This window comes from Sinorhizobium sp. NG07B (assembly GCF_002532005.1).
Classification (GTDB): domain Bacteria; phylum Pseudomonadota; class Alphaproteobacteria; order Rhizobiales; family Rhizobiaceae; genus Sinorhizobium; species Sinorhizobium fredii_C.
The window spans coordinates 276,609-292,850 of record NZ_NWTD01000001.1 but is presented as its reverse complement, the minus strand read 5'-3'; the positions used below and the strand labels follow the sequence as shown (position 1 = coordinate 292,850).

Sequence of the window (16,242 nt, the reverse complement as noted above, 5' to 3'; positions counted from 1 at the left end):
CACCCATTGTCGAGGCAAGAGATGGACACGCATTTTACCGAAGAGACGATGCAGACGGGCCAGGGCTCGTGCCGCGCACGCGTCTACAAGGGTGCGTCGTTGCTCGCGCCGCCGCCGGTCGTTCTGCATCTGCACGGCGGAAGCTTCACGGGAGATTCGGTCGCGGCCGGAGAGAAGGTTGCCGGGGCCCTCGCCGCTGCCGGTGCGGTCGTCGTCTCGCCGGAATATCCGTCGGCCTGCCTCAACCCGTTTCCGGCGGCTCTCGACACCGCCTATGCCATGCTGGCTTCCATGCGCAGCCGCTGCCCGCAGTTCGCGCACAAGAAGTCGCTGCTGTTCGTCGCCGGCGAGGAGGCAGGCGGCAACCTCGCCGCCGGCTTGGCGCTGATGGCGCGGGACCAGTTTCTGACCGACCTCAAGGGCCAGATCCTGCTGTCACCGCTGCTCGACCCCTGCCTGGCGACGCCGTCGTTCCGCAAATTCTGTCCGCAGAGCTCGGTCCAATCGATCGCCGACGGCTGGCAGCAATATCTCGGTGAAGGCAGCGGCCTGACCCACCCTTACGCGGCGCCCGGCCATTGCACCCGGCTCGGCGGTCTCGTTCCGGCCCTCGTGGTCACCAGTGAGGAGTGTCCGATGCGCGACGAGGCAAAGGCCTATGCCGAGCGCCTGCGCGCAGCCGGCGTTCCGGTGGAGATGCACGTCCTGCCCGGCCGTGCCGCCTGGGTCCCGGCCAATGTCTCGGCCCAGAAAAGCTGGCCCGAACAGGAAGAAATCATATCCGGCATTTTCTCCCGCTTCTTCGAGAAGGCGGGAGCGAAGGCCACACAGAAGTAAGCAGACATTTTTTAGAGCCGGCTCCCAACCGGCAAGGAGAGATCATGACGTCGAGCGTTACTCGCCGCGCCCTGTGGGGTGCCGGCCTCAGCATTCTATTGTCCGTCGCCGGCGGCGGTGCCGTCCTTCTCGGCCTGCCTGCCCGCCTGCAGGCGGATGCCACAACTGAAGCGGCGCCCGCCGCGCCGCCGGCCGTGCCGGTTTCCGTCGCCCAGGCGGAAACGCGCCGGATCACCACTTGGGAGAGCTTCTCCGGCCGGCTCGAGGCGATCGAGCGGGTCGAGGTTCGCCCGCGCGTCGGCGGGGCGATCCTCAGCGCCCATTTCCGGGAGGGTGCGCTCGTCGAGAAGGGCGACCTGCTCGTGACCATCGACCCCGAACCCTATGCGGCAGCGGTCGAGCGCGCGGAAGCGGAGGTGGCGGCCGCGGAAGCCCGGGTGGCACTCGCCAAGACCGAGCTCGAGCGCGGCCGCAAGCTGGTTTCCACCAGCGCCATTCCGCAGAGCGGCGTCGACCAGCGGCTCAGCGCCTATGACGAGGCGCAGGCGAATGTCCGGTCGGCCAAGGCGGCGCTGCGCTCCGCGCGGCTCGACCTGCAATATACCGAGGTGCGCGCGCCGATCGCCGGACGAGTCGGCAGGCTGGAGGTGACGGCCGGCAACCTCGTCGCGGCGGGCTCCGCCTCGCCGGTGCTGACCACGCTCGTCTCGGTCGACCCGATCTATGCGAGCTTCAACGTCAGCGAGGAAGTGGTCGCGGCAGCGCTCGCCAAGCTCTCCGCTTCCGCCGGTGCCGAGTCGATCGAGCAAATACCCGTACAGATCGGCACCGCCGCCGACGAGGGCACGCCGATCAGCGGCCATATCCAGTTGATCAACAACGAGGTGGATGCGGCAACCGGCACGATCCGCGTGCGGGCGGCGCTCCAAAATGCCGACGGCCGGCTGATCTCGGGCCAGTTCGTCCGCATCCGCATCGGCGATCCGGCGCCGGCAGAGAAGCTGGTGATCAGCGACCGCGCCATCGGCTCCGACCAGGACAAGAAATTCGTGCTGGTCGTCGGCTCCGACAACAAGGTCGAATACCGGCAGGTCACCCTCGGACCGACGGCGGACGGCCTGCGGATCATCGAGACCGGCCTGAAGCCCGGCGAGAGCATCGTCGTCAACGGTCTGCAGCGCGTCCGTCCGGGCGTCGTCGTCGCGCCGCAGCCGGCCGAGCAGGCAACCGCGTCGATCGCGAAACCATAGTTAGGCGCGCCCTGCCGCTGAGAGGCAGGGAAGCGCTTAGACATCCAACGGCATGCATCGGCGCGCGGCGGACGCTTTTCCGCCGCAGAAGCTCTTTGTTTGCCTGAAGTTCCCAAGGGGGATCGTTATGAACTTCTCACGCTTTTTCGTCGACCGCCCGGTCTTCGCGGGCGTTCTCTCCGTGCTCATCTTCGTCGCCGGCCTGATCGGCATGACCGGCCTGCCGATCTCCGAATATCCGGAGGTGGTGCCGCCGCAGATCGTCGTTCGCGCCCAGTATCCGGGCGCCAACCCGGCCGTCATCGCCGAAACTGTCGCCACACCGCTCGAAGAGCAGATCAACGGCGTCGAAGGCATGCTCTACATGCAAAGCCAGGCGACCGCCGACGGGCTGATGACCCTTACCGTCACCTTCGAGCTCGGCACCGATCCGGACCAGGCCCAGCAGCTGGTGCAGAACCGCGTCTCGCAGGCCGAGCCGCGGCTGCCGGAGGAGGTGCGCCGGCTCGGCGTCACCACCGTCAAGAGCTCGCCCGACCTGACGCTCGTCGTGCACCTGATCTCGCCGAACGGCCAGTACGACATCAACTACCTGCGCAACTACGGCGTCCTGAACGTCAAGGACCGGCTGGCCCGCGTCGAAGGCGTCGGCCAGGTCCAGATCTTCGGCGGCGGCGACTATTCGATGCGCGTCTGGATCGACCCGGAAAAGGCCGCCGAGCGAGGCCTTGCCGCGAGCGACATCGCCAATGCAATCCGCGGACAGAACGTCCAGGCGGCCGCCGGCGTGATCGGCGCCTCGCCCTCCGTTGCCGGCCTCGACCTGCAGCTCTCCGTGAACGCCCAGGGGCGTTTGAGGACGCCTGAGGACTTTGCCGATATCGTGCTTAAGTCGGGCGCCAATGGCGAGATCACCCGCCTCGGCGACGTCGCCCGCGTCGAAATGGGCGCGGCGGACTACTCGCTGCGCTCGCTACTCGACAACAAGGCGGCCGTCGGCATGGGCGTCTTCCAGGCGCCGGGCTCGAATGCCATCCAGATTTCCGAAAACGTCCACAAGGCAATGGCCGAGCTGAAGCAGACCATGCCGGAAGGCGTCGACTACGAGATCGTCTACGACACGACGCAGTTCGTCCGGGCGTCGATCGAATCGGTCGTCCATACGCTGCTCGAAGCGATCGCGCTCGTCGTGCTCGTCGTCATCGTCTTCCTCCAGACGTGGCGCGCCTCGATCATTCCGCTGGTCGCGGTGCCCGTCTCGATCGTCGGCACCTTCGCGGTGATGTATGTCTTCGGCTTCTCGATCAATGCGCTCAGCCTCTTCGGCCTGGTGCTGGCGATCGGCATCGTCGTCGACGATGCGATCGTCGTCGTCGAAAACGTCGAGCGCAACATCTCCCAGGGTCTCTCGCCGGTGCAGGCGACATATCGCGCCATGCAGGAGGTGTCCGGGCCGATCATCGCGATCGCGCTGGTGCTCGTCGCCGTCTTCGTGCCGCTCGCCTTCATCACCGGGCTGACCGGCCAGTTCTACCGCCAGTTTGCGCTGACGATCGCGATTTCGACGGTGATCTCCGCCTTCAACTCGCTGACGCTGTCGCCGGCGCTCGCCGCCCTTCTCCTGAAGGACCATCACGCGCCGAAGGACCGCCTGACGCGCATCATGGACGCGCTGTTCGGCTGGTTCTTCCGCGGCTTCAACCGCTTCTTCGGGGCGAGCTCGGAAGCCTATGGCCGCGGCGTCGGCGGCATTCTGACGCGCAAGTCGCTGATCATGGGCCTTTACGTCGTCCTCCTCGGCGTCACCTTCGCGCTGTTCCGCTCCGTTCCTGGCGGTTTCGTGCCGGCGCAGGACAAGCAATATCTGATCGGTTTTGCGCAATTGCCGGACGGGGCGACGCTGGACCGCTCGGAGGACGTCATCCGGCGGATGAGCGACATCGCGCTGAAGCACCCCGGCGTCGAACATGCCATCGCCTTCCCGGGCCTGTCGATCAACGGCTTCACCAATTCCTCGAACTCCGGCATCGTCTTCGTGTCGCTGAAGCCATTCGAGGAGCGGAAGACGCCGGAACTCTCGGGCGGCGCGATCGCCATGCAGCTGAACCAGGAGTTCGGCGCGATCCAGGACGCCTTCATCGCCATGTTCCCGCCGCCGCCAGTTCAGGGGCTCGGCACGACCGGCGGCTTCAAGCTGCAGATCGAGGACAAGAATGGCCTCGGCTATCGGGCGCTGGACGACGCGGCCAAGGCCTTCCTGGCGCAGGCTGCACAGACACCGGAACTGGCCGGGCTCTATTCGAGCTACCAGATCAACGTGCCGCAGCTCTATGCCGATTTGGACCGCACCAAGGCGCGCCAGCTCGGCGTCGCGGTCACCGACGTGTTCGAGACGCTGCAGATCTATCTGGGTTCGCTCTACGTCAACGACTTCAACGCCTTCGGCCGCACTTACAGCGTGCGCATCCAGGCCGACGCGAACTATCGCAGCCACGCCGACGACATCGGCAAGCTGAAGGTCCGTTCGCAGTCGGGCGAGATGATCCCGCTGTCGGCGCTCTTGAAGGTGGAGCAGACGGTCGGTGCCGAGCGGGCGATCCGCTACAACGGCTTCCTCGCCGCCGACATCAATGGCGGCCCGGCACCGGGCTTCTCCTCCGGCCAGGCGCAGGCCGCCATCGAGCGAATCGCCGCCGAGACGCTGCCGCCCGGAATCTCCTACGAGTGGACTGATCTGACCTACCAGCAGATCCTCGCCGGCAATTCGGGCATCCTGATTTTCCCGCTGGCGCTGCTGCTCGTCTATCTGGTGCTCGCGGCGCAATATGAGAGCCTGTTGCTGCCGATCTCGATCATCCTGATCGTGCCTATGGGCATCATGGCGGCGCTCACCGGCGTCTGGCTGACCGGCGGCGACAACAACGTCTTCACGCAGATCGGCCTGATCGTGCTCGTCGGCCTCTCGGCGAAGAACGCGATCCTGATCGTCGAGTTCGCCCGCGAGCTCGAGTTGTCCGGAAAGAGCGCCGTCAGCGCCGCGATCGAGGCGAGCCGGCTGCGGCTCCGGCCAATCCTGATGACGTCGATGGCCTTCATCATGGGCGTCGTGCCGCTCGTCACTTCGACCGGCGCCGGTGCTGAAATGCGCTCGGCCATGGGCGTGGCGGTCTTTGCCGGCATGATCGGCGTCACCGCCTTCGGCATCTTCATGACGCCGGTCTTCTACGTGCTGATCCGCAAGCTCTCCGGCGAGCGGCCGCTGAAGCACGCGGGAGCGCATATCGAGGCGCCGCATCTCGCCCCGGGCGAATAGCCTTCTCCCGGAACACACATCCGACGGGCCGGATGATCGTCCGGCCCGTTGCGGTCTCCAAGCGCGTCGCCCTCTCATCGGGCGTGACAGCCGGGGAGCGATCGGATAAACCAGCAAACTCAGTTCCTTGGCCCACCGGCTCCGCAGGCATTCCGTTCGATGTTCCCGACCGATCCGATCTCCAATCTCTCCGCCCTTATCCGTTGCCCCTCGGTCACCCCGGCCGAAGGCGGTGCCTTGTCGGCGCTCGAAGGCATGCTGGCGCCCCTCGGCTTCACGCTCGATCGGGTAATGGCCAGGGAGGCGGGAACGCCGGATATCGAGAACCTCTATGCCCGCCTCGGCACCGAAGGCCCGCATCTAATGTTCGCCGGCCATACGGACGTGGTGCCGGTCGGCGACGAAGCCGCCTGGACCCATTCGCCCTTTTCGGCCGTAATCGCCGGCGGCGAAATGTACGGGCGCGGCGCTGTCGACATGAAGGGCGGCATTGCCTGCTTCGTCGCGGCGGTTGCCCGCCACATCGAAAAGCATGGCCGACCCAAGGGATCGATTTCCTTCCTCATCACCGGCGACGAGGAAGGACCGGCGATCAACGGCACGATCAAGCTTCTCGAATGGGCTGCCCAAAAAGGCGAGCGCTGGGACGCCTGCCTCGTCGGTGAGCCGACCAATCCGGATAACCTCGGCGACATGATCAAGATCGGCCGGCGCGGATCCCTCTCCGGCCGGATCACCGTCCACGGCGTCCAGGGGCATGCCGCCTATCCGCACCTTGCCGACAATCCGGTGCGCGGCATTCTGCAGCTGACGCAAGCGCTGATGGACCCGCCCTTCGACACCGGCACCGAGAATTTCCAGCCGTCCAACCTGGAGGTGACGACAATCGATGTCGGCAATGCCGCCGTCAACGTCATTCCGGCCAAGGCCAGTGCCGCCTTCAACATCCGCTTCAACGACCGCTGGACGGCCGAAAGCCTGAAGGCGGAGATCGTTGCCCGCCTCGGCCGTGCCGCAAAGGACGGTGCGCTTCGGCCCGGTCGCGATCCGGTCAGATACGACATCGTCTGGAACGAGCGCCCGAGCCACGTCTTCCTGACGCGCAACAACGCGCTGATCGATTCGCTTTCCGGCGCAGTCGAGGCCGTGACCGGCCGCCGGCCGAAGCTCTCCACCACCGGCGGCACGTCGGACGCCCGCTTTATCAAGGACTATTGCCCGGTGGTCGAATTCGGTCTCGTCGGCCAGACAATGCACATGGTCGACGAGCGCGTCGCGGTCGCCGATCTCGAGACCCTGACCGAGATCTATGAAACCTTCATCGCCCGCTGGTTCGGCCATGCCGCTGCTTGACGAGGTTCTCGCCTATATCAAGGGGCTCTGGCTGCTGATCCAGGGCAACCGCGAAGGCTATAACTGGCTGGACATCAGCGAAAGCGGCTTGTGGCGCTCCTTTTCGGCGATCCTCTGGTCGCTGCCGGCCATGGCCGTTTCCTGGGCGTCCTGGCGCCTCTATTATCTTTCGGCGATGCCGAGCGGCTCGACCGTCGGCATCGGCTTTTTCCTAAAGCTGCTCGTCGTCGATCTCGTCAGTTGGCTGCTGCCGGTCATGCTCGTTGCTGGCCTTTCGCGGCCCCTCGGATTTGCCGGATTGGTCGTGCCTGTGATCGTCACCACCAATTGGCTCTCGGTGCCGCTTTCCTATGCGATGGCGATTCCGGCCGCGCTCCTCCTTCTCGCGCGTGGAGGCCATCAGCTCACTGCTCTCCTGTCGCTGATCGTCCTCATTGCGGGCGTCGTCCTGCTCTTCCGGCTGCTGCGCTCGATAACCGGCAATCAGAACCTGCTCGCTTCCGCCCTGACGGCCCTTTACCTGCTGCCGCCGATGATGCTCGCCCAATATCTTCAGCACTTCTTCGGACTGATCCCCGGCTGAGCGGGTGAGCGCGAGCGGTCAGTAATCGACCTGCATGAAGAACAGGCCATCCGGCGGGGCAACGGGTCCGCAGGCCTTGCGGTCGCGCGCCTCGAGTGCGGCCTTGAGGTCGTCTGGCGTCCACTTGCCCTCGCCGACGAGCTTCAGTGAGCCGGCGAAGGAGCGTATCTGGTTGTGCAGAAAACTTTGCGCCGTCGCGCGAATCTCGATCAATTCGCCGCTGCGGGTGACATCCAGCCGATCGATGGTGCGCAGCGGACTGGTCGCCTGGCAATGGGCGGACCGGAACGTCGTGAAATCGTGATGGCCGACGAGATGTTGTGCGGCCGCATGCATCGCCTCATGGTCGAGCGTCTTCGGCACCCACCAGGCGCGCCGTGCCTCGAGCGCCAGCGGCGAACGGCGGGAGATGATGCGGTAGAGATAATGCCTGCGGACGGCCGAAAAGCGCGCGTCGAATTCCGGCGGAACTTCGGCCGCGTCGAGGATCGACACCCGCTCGGCGGCGAGCGTCAGGTGGGCATTGAGCGCATTGCGCAGCGTGTGCGTCTTCCATTCGCGGGTCAGGTCGAGATGCGCCACCTGGCCCCTGGCGTGGACGCCGGAATCGGTGCGTCCCGCGCCGCGGATCGACACGGTCTCGCCGGTCAGGGACAGCACCGCCTTCTCGATCGCCCCTTGCACGGAGGGACCGTTCTCCTGCCGCTGCCAACCGACATAATCGGAGCCGTCATATTCGACGGTCAGCCGGTAGCGCGGCATCAGGAAATCCTCGTGCCGGCGGCGATCGGCGTGCCGCGCAGAAAGTCAGGCGCAGCAAGCGCCTTGCCGCCTGCCCGCTGCAGGCGCGTCGGCCGCACCGCCCCTTCGCCGCAGGCGATCGTCAAGCCGTCGTCCAGGATCGTGCCCGGCGTGCCGGCCCCTGTGGCAAGCTCCGACCCCAGCACCTTGATCCGCTCCATCCGCCCGGCGACCTGAAGTTCGAACCAGGCGCCCGGAAAGGGCGCGAGGCCGCGGATATGATTGTGAACGTCGGCCGCCGGCCGCGTGAAAACGATCCGCGTCTCGTCCTTCGTAATCTTGGCGGCGTAGGCGACGCCTTCCTCGGGCTGCGGTGTCAGCGTCAGTTCGCCCATTTCGAGCCGCACCATCGCCTCTTTCATGAGCGCCGCTCCGACATGCATCAGCTTGTCGTGCAGCTCGCCGGCCGTCATCGTCTCGCCGATCGGAACAGACTTGACGAGCGCCACGGGCCCGGTGTCGAGCCCCTTATCCATTTTCATCACCATCATGCCGGTCTCACGGTCCCCGGCCATGATCGCCCTCTGAATCGGTGCGGCACCCCGCCAGCGCGGCAGGAGCGAGGCATGGCCGTTATAGCAGCCGTGGCGAGTGCCCGAGAGGATCTCCTCCGGCAGCAGCAGGCCATAGGCGACGACGACTGCCACATCGGCACCGAAATCGCGAAAGATCTGCCGATCCGCGGTTTGCCTGAGGTTGACGGGTGTCAACACCGGAACACCGAGAAGTTCGGCCGCCTGATGCACCGGCGACTTTTGCAGATCGAGGCCGCGCCGGCCGCCGGGACGCGGCGGCTGCGTGTAGACGGCGACGATCTCGTGACGCGCCTCGACGAGAGCAGAGAGCGTCGGCACGGAGAATTCCGGTGTGCCCATGAAGATGATGCGAAGCGGCAAGGCGGTGAACTCCGTCTTTCTCAAATGCCCCAAGCAGGGCAGCGGCTCCGAGTCAAACGCCTCTAGGCGCGGGGCGCGACGGTCAGATGGCCTTGGCGCCGCGCGTCTTGGCCGCCTTGGCGAACTTGCGGATCACCATGTCGCGCTTGAGCTTGGAGATGTAATCGATGAACAGGACGCCGTTCAGATGGTCGATCTCGTGCTGCAGGCAGGTGGCGAGCAAGCCGTTGGCCTCAACTACCTGCTCCTTGCCGCCGCGGTCGAGATATTCGACGGTGATCGCCGCCGGTCGCTCGACTTCGGCATAATAGTCAGGGATCGACAGGCAGCCTTCCTCGTAGACGGAGCGCTCCTCGGAGGATTTCACGATCTTCGGATTGAGGAAGACCAGCGGTTTCCTCTCCTCGCCCTCCTTCGAAACGTCGAGAACCAGAAGGCGCTTCGGAACGCCGATCTGGATCGCCGCCAGTCCGATGCCGGGAGCGTCATACATGGTCTCGAGCATATCGTCGGCAAGCCGGCGAATGTCGGCGTCGATCGTCTCAACGGGCGTCGAAACCTGGCGCAGAAGCGGATCGGGAAGGATGATGAGCGGCTTGATCGTCATGCTCCCCCATAGCCGATCTTTCCGTCGCTGCGCAAGAAAATTGCCGTGTGATGAGTTGAGCCGTTTGTTCTTGTTTTGATCTAGTTTTCGGATGCGAATCTGTTTAGGCTGCGGCCATGGAGCCCACTGCCTTCGCCATCGACCAGCCGCTGTTCCTCATCGGCACCTTTCCCCTAACGGCTGGCCATCTGCTCAGCCTCGCCGCTCTCCTGTTCGTTTTGCTGGCAATTGCGTCGGCCCGCAGGGCGCGGGCGCTTCGCGCCGACGACCGGGACCAGCAGCTATCGGCGCTGCTCGCGGCACAGACCGAAATGCAGGGACGCATCGCCGCGATGGCCGATGTCTTCGGCACAAGGCAGGCGGAACTCAACCAATCGCTCAGCCAGCGCATCGACGGCATGACGCACCGGATCGGCGCGTCGATCAGCGAACAGACGAAGGCGACCCACGAGAATTTAAGGCGGCTGCAGGAGCGGCTGGCGGTCATCGACAGCGCCCAGAATAATATCCAGTCTCTCGCCAAGGACATGGCCGGGCTGCAGAGCATTCTTGCCAACAAGCAGACGCGCGGCGCCTTCGGCCAGTCGCGCATGGAGGCGATCGTTGCCGACGGCCTGCCGATGGGCGCCTTCACCTTCCAGGCGACGCTTTCGAACGGGGCGAGGCCGGACTGCATCATCCGCATGCCGAATGCCCAGCCGCCGCTCGTCATCGACGCAAAATTCCCGCTCGAAGCCTGGAATGCCATGCGTGATGCGGAAAGTGCCGAGCGGCGCCAGCAGGCGGCGCAAGCCTTCCGACGCGACATGGAGGTCCATATCCGCGATATCGCCAGCAAATATCTGCTCGCCGGCGAGACGCAGGAAACCGCCTTCCTGTTCGTTCCGTCCGAATCGATCTTTGCGGAAATCCACGAGCATTTCGAAGCGACCGTCCAGAAGGCGCACCGCCAGCGCATCGTCATCGTCTCGCCGTCGCTGCTGCTCCTTTCCATCCAGGTGATCCAGTCGATCCTGAAGGACGCCCGCATGCGCGAGCAGGCGCATCTGATCCAGGGCGAGGTGGTGCGCCTGATGGAGGATCTCTCGCGGCTCGACGAACGGGTCCGGAAGCTGCAGGGCCACTTCGCGATGACCCAGAAGGATGTCGAGGACATTCTGATCTCCTCCGACAAGCTGACGCGTCGCGGCGCCAAGATCGAGGCGCTTGAACTGGAGGCCGCACCGGCGAACCACGGCGCCAGGGAGCCGGCCGACAAGAGTGAGCGGGCAGTCGACAACCGCATCGGGCAATTGAAGCTGCGGGTGGTTGACGAAGACTGACGGCCTCGGGCACTCTCCGGCACAATCAGCAACCCGACGGGACATCTCCACATGATCACTGTTCTTGGGTCCATCAACATGGACCTGATCGCCACGACCGCACGCCTTCCGAAGCCGGGCGAAACCGTTGCCGGAACGGGCTTTTCCACCGCCGCCGGCGGCAAGGGGGCGAACCAGGCGCTGGCAGCCCGGCGCGCCGGCGCTTCCGTGCGGATGGCCGGCGCCGTCGGCTCGGACAGCTTTGCGGAAGGCGCGCTTACCCTGCTCAAGGAGGCGGGCACGGACCTTGGCCTCACCAAGACCGTGAGCGAGCCGACCGGGACCGCCCATATCCTCGTCGGCGGTGACGGCGAGAACGTCATCGTCGTCGTCGCCAGCGCCAATGCGACGGTGAGCGAGAGCGACGCGGTCACGGCCCTCGAGCAAATGGCGGCCGGCGACACGCTGATGCTGCAGCTCGAAATTCCGGCGGCCTCGGTGGAGAAGGCGCTGGTGGAGGCCAGACGCCGTGGCATCCGCTCGATCATCAACATCGCGCCGTTGACGCCGGAGGCGGCCCGCCTTGGCCGCATGGCCGACATCGTCATTGCAAACGAGACCGAGTTCGAGCTTTTGGCGGGCAAAAGCGGTATCGCCGGCGCTGAGCGTGAAGCGGCAATGAAGGACCTCCACGACGAAACCGGACAGATCGTCATCGTCACCCTCGGTGCCGAGGGTGTCGCCGCCGTCCATCAGGGCGATATTCACAGCGCCAAGGGGCTGGCGATCGAACCCGTCGATACGGTCGGAGCTGGAGATACGTTCTGCGGCTATCTCGCGGCAAGCCTCGACGCGGGCCTCGTCTTCCCCGATGCGCTGCGCCGTGCCGCCGCCGCCGGATCGCTCGCCTGCCTGAAAGCGGGAGCACAGCCGTCCATACCGCTCGCCTCCGAGGTCGCCGCGCGCCTTTGACTGCCGCAGTCTATTTTTGGTCCGTTTCGCGATCTGGATAGGATTTGGCGCGGCAACGATCCTCGCCGCGCAGAATCCACTTTGGACGGCCAGGATTTGGCCCGGATGTTGGCCTTAAATTAATCTTTGATGATCTATCCAGATTGCGAGGCAGCCCGCTCGCATCGGTCCGGCTCCTGTATGCCGGTCGGCATCACGCGCTCCATGATGGAGCTTCACCCACATTTGGAATGTCATGCCGCAGGCAAGAAACCTGCGGACCTCTCAGTGCGTGAGGATTTCATGTTCAACTTCCATGCAAAATCGCTGGCCACCAAGCTGATCGCCGTCACGGGCGGCACGATCGCTCTCGTGTTGCTCGCATCGAATTTCGTTCTCATTTCGCAGACCCAGGATCGTGTCGAAACGCTCGTCTTCGACGGCGCCAAGACGGAGGCCCGCGCGATTGCCGCCGAAATCGCCGGCAGCGTCGGAGAGCTGGCAGCCGCCGCCAACACGATGTCGGGCGTGCTCGGCCGCGGCCATGCCGGAAAATCCGTCGACCGCGCCGGCGCCATCAACCTATTGAAGGCCAACCTCGATCAGCATGACTTCGCCTTCGGCAGCTGGTTCGCCGAGGCGCCGAAGGCATTCGACGGCAAGGACGTCGTCAACAACACCGAGCTTGGCGGCAATGCGGAAGGCGCCTTCACGCCCTATTGGTCGAAGGACCGCAACGGCAAGGCACAGCTTTCGACCTTCCGCGCCGACTACGCGGCCGAATGGTACGCGCTAGCCGCGAAGAGCGGCAAGGGTGCCATCACCCAGCCCTACATGGCCGAAGGCACCGACGTTCCGACGACGATGACGTCGATCGCCTATCCGGTGCTGTCCGACGGCAAGATGATCGGCGTCTCGGGCGTCGACATCTCGCTCGCTTCGCTTGCCGACCGGCTCGCGACGTTGAAGCCCTTCGGTTCGGGCCGCGTCTACCTGCTGTCGCAGAGCGGCAAGTGGCTCGCGGCGCCAATTCCCGATCTCCTGATGAAGGATTACGAGGGCGAGGGTGAGGATATCATCCAGAAGGCGCTCTCGTCCGACGCGTCAGGCATGATCAGGAACCTGACCTATGACGGAAACGCGCCCTTCGACCGGGTCGTCTATCCCTTCAAACTGCCCAATGTGGCTGCGAACTGGCTCGTCCTCGTCGACGTGCCGCGCACCGCCATCAATGCACCGGTCAACGATCAGACCTATATGATGATCATCGGGGGCATCGTCGTTCTCGCCGCCGTGCTCGCCGGCCTCCATCTCGCCGTTCGCCGCTTCGTCCAGAAGCCGCTCGCGGGCCTCGTCCGCGACGTCGAAACGCTCAGCAATGGCGACTATGCACAGCCGATCTCCGGGCAAGACCGCTCCGACGAGACCGGCTCGGTCGCCAAGGCCCTCGAAGGTTTCCGTCATCGGTTGGCCGACGCCAAACGCCTAGAAGGCGAAGCCCGCCACGAGCGCGAACAGGCCGAGCTGGAACGCAGCCGCTCGGAGAGCGAGCGCGCCGAGACCGGGGCGCTGCAACGCGACATCGTCGCACGTCTCGGCAAGGGTCTCTCGCATCTCGCCTCCGGCGACCTCGCCTACCGGATTGCGGACGAGTTCCCGGGCGAATACTCCCAGCTGAAGCGCGACTTCAATGCGACGATGGAGAGCCTTGAAGAGACCATCCGCACCGTCAACCACTCGGTCGTCAATATCGGCAGCGGCACCAGCGAGATTTCCAACGCCGCCAACGACCTGTCGCATCGGACCGAGCAGCAGGCCGCAAGCCTGGAGGAAACCGCAGCCGCCCTCGACCAGCTGACGTCGCAGGTGGATGCCAGCGCCGAAAACGCCAAGGTCGCGGCAAAATCCGTCGAACTGGCGAGCAGCGATGCGGAGCAGTCCGGCGCGGTCGTGCAGAAGGCGATTGCGGCAATGCAGGGCATCGAGCAGTCCTCGCACGAGGTCAGCCGCATTATCGGTGTCATCGACGAGATCGCCTTCCAGACCAACCTGCTCGCACTCAATGCGGGCGTCGAGGCCGCACGCGCCGGCGAGGCCGGCAAGGGCTTTGCGGTCGTCGCGCAGGAGGTCCGCGAGCTTGCGCAGCGCTCGGCCAATGCCGCCAAGGAGATCAAGACCTTGATCAACACCTCGGCCGGACAGGTGCGCGAGGGCGTCGATCTCGTCGGCAAGACGGGCGGCGCACTCAAGAAGATCGCCGAGCAGGTGGTGCAGATCAACGGCTTGATCCGGCAGATCTCCAGCTCCGCCTCGGAGCAAGCCGTCGGCCTCAAGGAGATCAACGCAGCGGTCAACCAGATGGATCAGGTGACGCAGCAGAATGCGGCCATGGTCGAAGAGACGACGGCGGCCAGCATGACGCTGAACGAGGAGGCCCGGACACTGAGCGGGCTGGTTGCGCGGTTCCGCGTGGTCCAGCGGGAGCCGGTACAGTCTTCCGCCGAAAAGCTGCGTGGCGCCGCCGCCAGGATGCGAACCGCAGAAGCTCCCCGCCCGGCAGCGGAACCGCCGGCGGCACGCGGCTATTCGAGCTCGACGCAGCGGGTTCTCGTCCAGACCTCCGGCGCAAACGCCCTCGCTCAAGGCAATTGGGAAGAGTTCTGATCGAACCAGACAAGACTAAAGCGGCGCCCGACGGGCGCCGCTTTCATTTTCAGAGGCGCGCCAGGCGATCGGTCAGGAGCTCGAAGAATCCCTCGTCGTCGATATGGCGCATCACCTTGGCATTGTGCTTTCGGCCGGTGACCTGCCACCAGTCGACGACGGTCATGCCGGTGGTCAGCGCCGACGCCGTCTCGATCTCGACATTGCAGTCGCGGCCGGTGAAGAGCTCCGGCCGCAAGAGATAGGCGATCACCGTCGGATCGTGCAAAGGCCCGCCATCGGTGCCGTATTTCTCGATGTCGAAGCGTTCGAAGAATTCCAGCATTTCAGCGAGCGCGACCGCCGCCGGGCGGCCGATGGCGCGGATTTTCTCGACCCGGACCTTATGGGTGAGGACGCGATGCGTCACGTCGAGCGGCATCATGACGATGGGAATGCCGGAGCGGAAGACGATCTCGGCGGCTTCCGGATCGACATAGACGTTGAATTCGGCCGCCGGCGTGATGTTGCCGCCTTCAAAGAAGCCGCCGCCCATCATCACCAGCTCCCGCACCCGCGGCGCGATTTCCGGCGTCCTCGTGAGCGCCAGGGCGATATTGGTCAACGGACCCAGCGTGCAGAGCGTCACTGTGTCCGGCGCTTCGGCAAGCAGCGTCTCGATGATGAAGTCGACGGCGTGCTGCTCCTGCAGCGGCAGGGTCGGCTCGCTGAGTTCAGGACCGTCGAGGCCGGTCTTGCCGTGCACATGTTCGGCCGTCACCAGCGGCCGCGCCACGGGCCGCTCGGCCCCGGCAAAGACCTTGATGTCGGTCCTGTTGCAAAGTTCGCAGACGATCCGCGCATTGCGCGACGTCAGCGTCAACGGCACGTTGCCGGCAACCGTGGTGATGCCGAGCACGTCGATTTCCTCCGGACTGCCGAAGGCCAGCATGATGGCGGCCGCATCGTCCTGTCCCGGATCCGTGTCGATGATGATCTTTCTCGCGCTTGTCACTGTCTTCCTCCTGCGAGTCGGATGGTATCGGATCGCCAGGCCATGACCTGGTGAGGTGAGCCGGTCACGGGGAGACTTGAGCAGCCTGCGCGTGCGCCGGGGAATTGGACCTCCGCAGCGGACTATGATTTGCGTCAGCGGCCGAGGCAAGCCGCTTGCACTCGTTGCGCACAGCTACCATATTGCTGTCGCAGGATGCTGCCTGGCAGGTCCGAAAGATGGTCGCTTGAGCTCACAAGGACTTGGAATGAGCAGGATTACGCCCTTTACGAGCCCGCTGCTGGTGGGCTTCGACAGCATGGAAAAGACCCTCGAGCGGATCGCCAAGGCGAACGACGGATACCCTCCCTACAATATCGAGCGCATTCGCGGCGATAGCGCCGCCGGTACGCCGGAACGGCTGCGGATCACGCTTGCCGTCGCCGGATTCTCCGAAGAGGATCTGGAGGTCACGACGGAGGAAAACCAGCTCGTCATCCGTGGCCGCCAGGTCGAAACCGGCGAACGGGATTACCTGCATCGCGGCATCGCCGCCCGGCAATTCCAGCGGACCTTCGTGCTTGCCGACGGCATGCGGGTGCTCGGCGCCGAACTCCGCAACGGTCTTCTGTCGGTCGATCTGGTGCGCCCCGAGCCGGTCCGTATGGTAAAGAAAATTAACATTTCGGTCCCAGAATAGGATAACCGGCGGG

At 65.0% G+C, this 16,242-nt stretch carries 13 protein-coding genes; 9 read left to right on the top strand and 4 right to left on the bottom strand.

Annotation, left to right across the window (positions count from 1 at the left end):
- Positions 1-21: 21 nt before the first annotated feature.
- The 5 genes from CO664_RS01470 (at position 22) to CO664_RS01450 (ending at position 7,336) form a co-directional block, all read left to right on the top strand.
- The gene (locus CO664_RS01470) at positions 22-837 is read left to right on the top strand and encodes an alpha/beta hydrolase (RefSeq protein WP_037420689.1); all 816 of its coding nucleotides are present in this window, start codon (positions 22-24) and stop codon (positions 835-837) included.
- Between the two features lie 44 nt (positions 838-881).
- A complete protein-coding gene (locus CO664_RS01465; RefSeq protein ID WP_097537758.1) occupies positions 882-2,087 on the top strand; it encodes an efflux RND transporter periplasmic adaptor subunit in 1,206 nt (401 codons plus the stop codon).
- A 127-nt stretch (positions 2,088-2,214) separates the two neighbouring features.
- Positions 2,215-5,400 carry a multidrug efflux RND transporter permease subunit gene (locus CO664_RS01460; protein WP_037420842.1) on the top strand — a complete coding sequence of 1,062 codons (3,186 nt, stop codon included), beginning with the start codon at positions 2,215-2,217 and terminating at the stop codon, positions 5,398-5,400.
- Between the two features lie 159 nt (positions 5,401-5,559).
- Complete coding sequence (gene dapE, locus CO664_RS01455; protein ID WP_097537757.1) at positions 5,560-6,753, top strand: succinyl-diaminopimelate desuccinylase; 1,194 nt, start codon at positions 5,560-5,562, stop codon at positions 6,751-6,753.
- Positions 6,740-7,336: a hypothetical protein gene (locus CO664_RS01450; protein WP_037420699.1), complete on the top strand. Its 597-nt coding sequence runs from the start codon at positions 6,740-6,742 to the stop codon at positions 7,334-7,336. The genes dapE and CO664_RS01450 overlap by 14 nt, the downstream gene beginning before the upstream one ends.
- Positions 7,337-7,354: 18 nt before the next feature.
- On the opposite strand, the gene truA is transcribed toward CO664_RS01450, so the two are convergent.
- From truA to def, 3 genes are all read right to left on the bottom strand, one after another.
- The gene (gene truA, locus CO664_RS01445; RefSeq protein WP_037420705.1) at positions 7,355-8,098 is read right to left on the bottom strand and encodes a tRNA pseudouridine(38-40) synthase TruA; all 744 of its coding nucleotides are present in this window, start codon (positions 8,096-8,098) and stop codon (positions 7,355-7,357) included.
- Positions 8,098-9,033, bottom strand: a complete 936-nt coding sequence (gene fmt, locus CO664_RS01440; RefSeq protein ID WP_097538556.1) for a methionyl-tRNA formyltransferase — start codon at positions 9,031-9,033, stop codon at positions 8,098-8,100. Before fmt ends, truA begins: the two co-directional genes overlap by 1 nt.
- An 82-nt stretch (positions 9,034-9,115) precedes the next feature.
- Positions 9,116-9,640 (bottom strand): peptide deformylase, encoded by a 525-nt coding sequence (gene def / locus CO664_RS01435; protein WP_097537756.1) that lies wholly within the window; start codon positions 9,638-9,640, stop codon positions 9,116-9,118.
- Positions 9,641-9,756: 116 nt separating this feature from the next.
- Between def and CO664_RS01430 the strand changes: the two genes are divergently transcribed.
- From CO664_RS01430 to CO664_RS01420, 3 genes are all read left to right on the top strand, one after another.
- Entirely contained in the window at positions 9,757-10,962 is a 1,206-nt protein-coding gene (locus CO664_RS01430) for a DNA recombination protein RmuC (RefSeq protein ID WP_097537755.1), read from the top strand.
- 51 nt (positions 10,963-11,013) lie between these two features.
- Complete coding sequence (locus CO664_RS01425) at positions 11,014-11,913, top strand: ribokinase (RefSeq protein ID WP_097537754.1); 900 nt, start codon at positions 11,014-11,016, stop codon at positions 11,911-11,913.
- Positions 11,914-12,195: 282 nt separating this feature from the next.
- Positions 12,196-14,556 carry a methyl-accepting chemotaxis protein gene (locus CO664_RS01420; protein WP_097538555.1) on the top strand — a complete coding sequence of 787 codons (2,361 nt, stop codon included), beginning with the start codon at positions 12,196-12,198 and terminating at the stop codon, positions 14,554-14,556.
- Positions 14,557-14,605: 49 nt separating this feature from the next.
- On the opposite strand, the gene CO664_RS01415 is transcribed toward CO664_RS01420, so the two are convergent.
- Entirely contained in the window at positions 14,606-15,550 is a 945-nt protein-coding gene (locus CO664_RS01415; RefSeq protein WP_097525558.1) for a nucleoside hydrolase, read from the bottom strand.
- A 247-nt stretch (positions 15,551-15,797) separates the two neighbouring features.
- On the opposite strand from CO664_RS01415, the gene CO664_RS01410 reads away from it, so the two are divergent.
- On the top strand, positions 15,798-16,229 hold the full coding sequence (locus CO664_RS01410) for an Hsp20 family protein (protein WP_037378185.1): 432 nt from the start codon (positions 15,798-15,800) through the stop codon (positions 16,227-16,229).
- Positions 16,230-16,242: the final 13 nt, after the last annotated feature.

Excerpts from the sequence above, each read along its gene's own strand:
- CO664_RS01410 (WP_037378185.1), top strand. The coding sequence starts at position 15,798 with ATGAGCAGGATTACGCCCTTTACGAGCCCGCTGCTGGTGGGCTTCGAC.
- CO664_RS01430 (WP_097537755.1), top strand. The coding sequence starts at position 9,757 with ATGGAGCCCACTGCCTTCGCCATCGACCAGCCGCTGTTCCTCATCGGC.
- CO664_RS01450 (WP_037420699.1), top strand. The coding sequence starts at position 6,740 with ATGCCGCTGCTTGACGAGGTTCTCGCCTATATCAAGGGGCTCTGGCTG.
- truA (WP_037420705.1), bottom strand. The coding sequence starts at position 8,098 with ATGCCGCGCTACCGGCTGACCGTCGAATATGACGGCTCCGATTATGTC.
- CO664_RS01425 (WP_097537754.1), top strand. The coding sequence starts at position 11,014 with ATGATCACTGTTCTTGGGTCCATCAACATGGACCTGATCGCCACGACC.
- def (WP_097537756.1), bottom strand. The coding sequence starts at position 9,640 with ATGACGATCAAGCCGCTCATCATCCTTCCCGATCCGCTTCTGCGCCAG.
- CO664_RS01460 (WP_037420842.1), top strand. The coding sequence starts at position 2,215 with ATGAACTTCTCACGCTTTTTCGTCGACCGCCCGGTCTTCGCGGGCGTT.
- CO664_RS01470 (WP_037420689.1), top strand. The coding sequence starts at position 22 with ATGGACACGCATTTTACCGAAGAGACGATGCAGACGGGCCAGGGCTCG.
- CO664_RS01420 (WP_097538555.1), top strand. The coding sequence starts at position 12,196 with ATGTTCAACTTCCATGCAAAATCGCTGGCCACCAAGCTGATCGCCGTC.
- CO664_RS01465 (WP_097537758.1), top strand. The coding sequence starts at position 882 with ATGACGTCGAGCGTTACTCGCCGCGCCCTGTGGGGTGCCGGCCTCAGC.
- dapE (WP_097537757.1), top strand. The coding sequence starts at position 5,560 with ATGTTCCCGACCGATCCGATCTCCAATCTCTCCGCCCTTATCCGTTGC.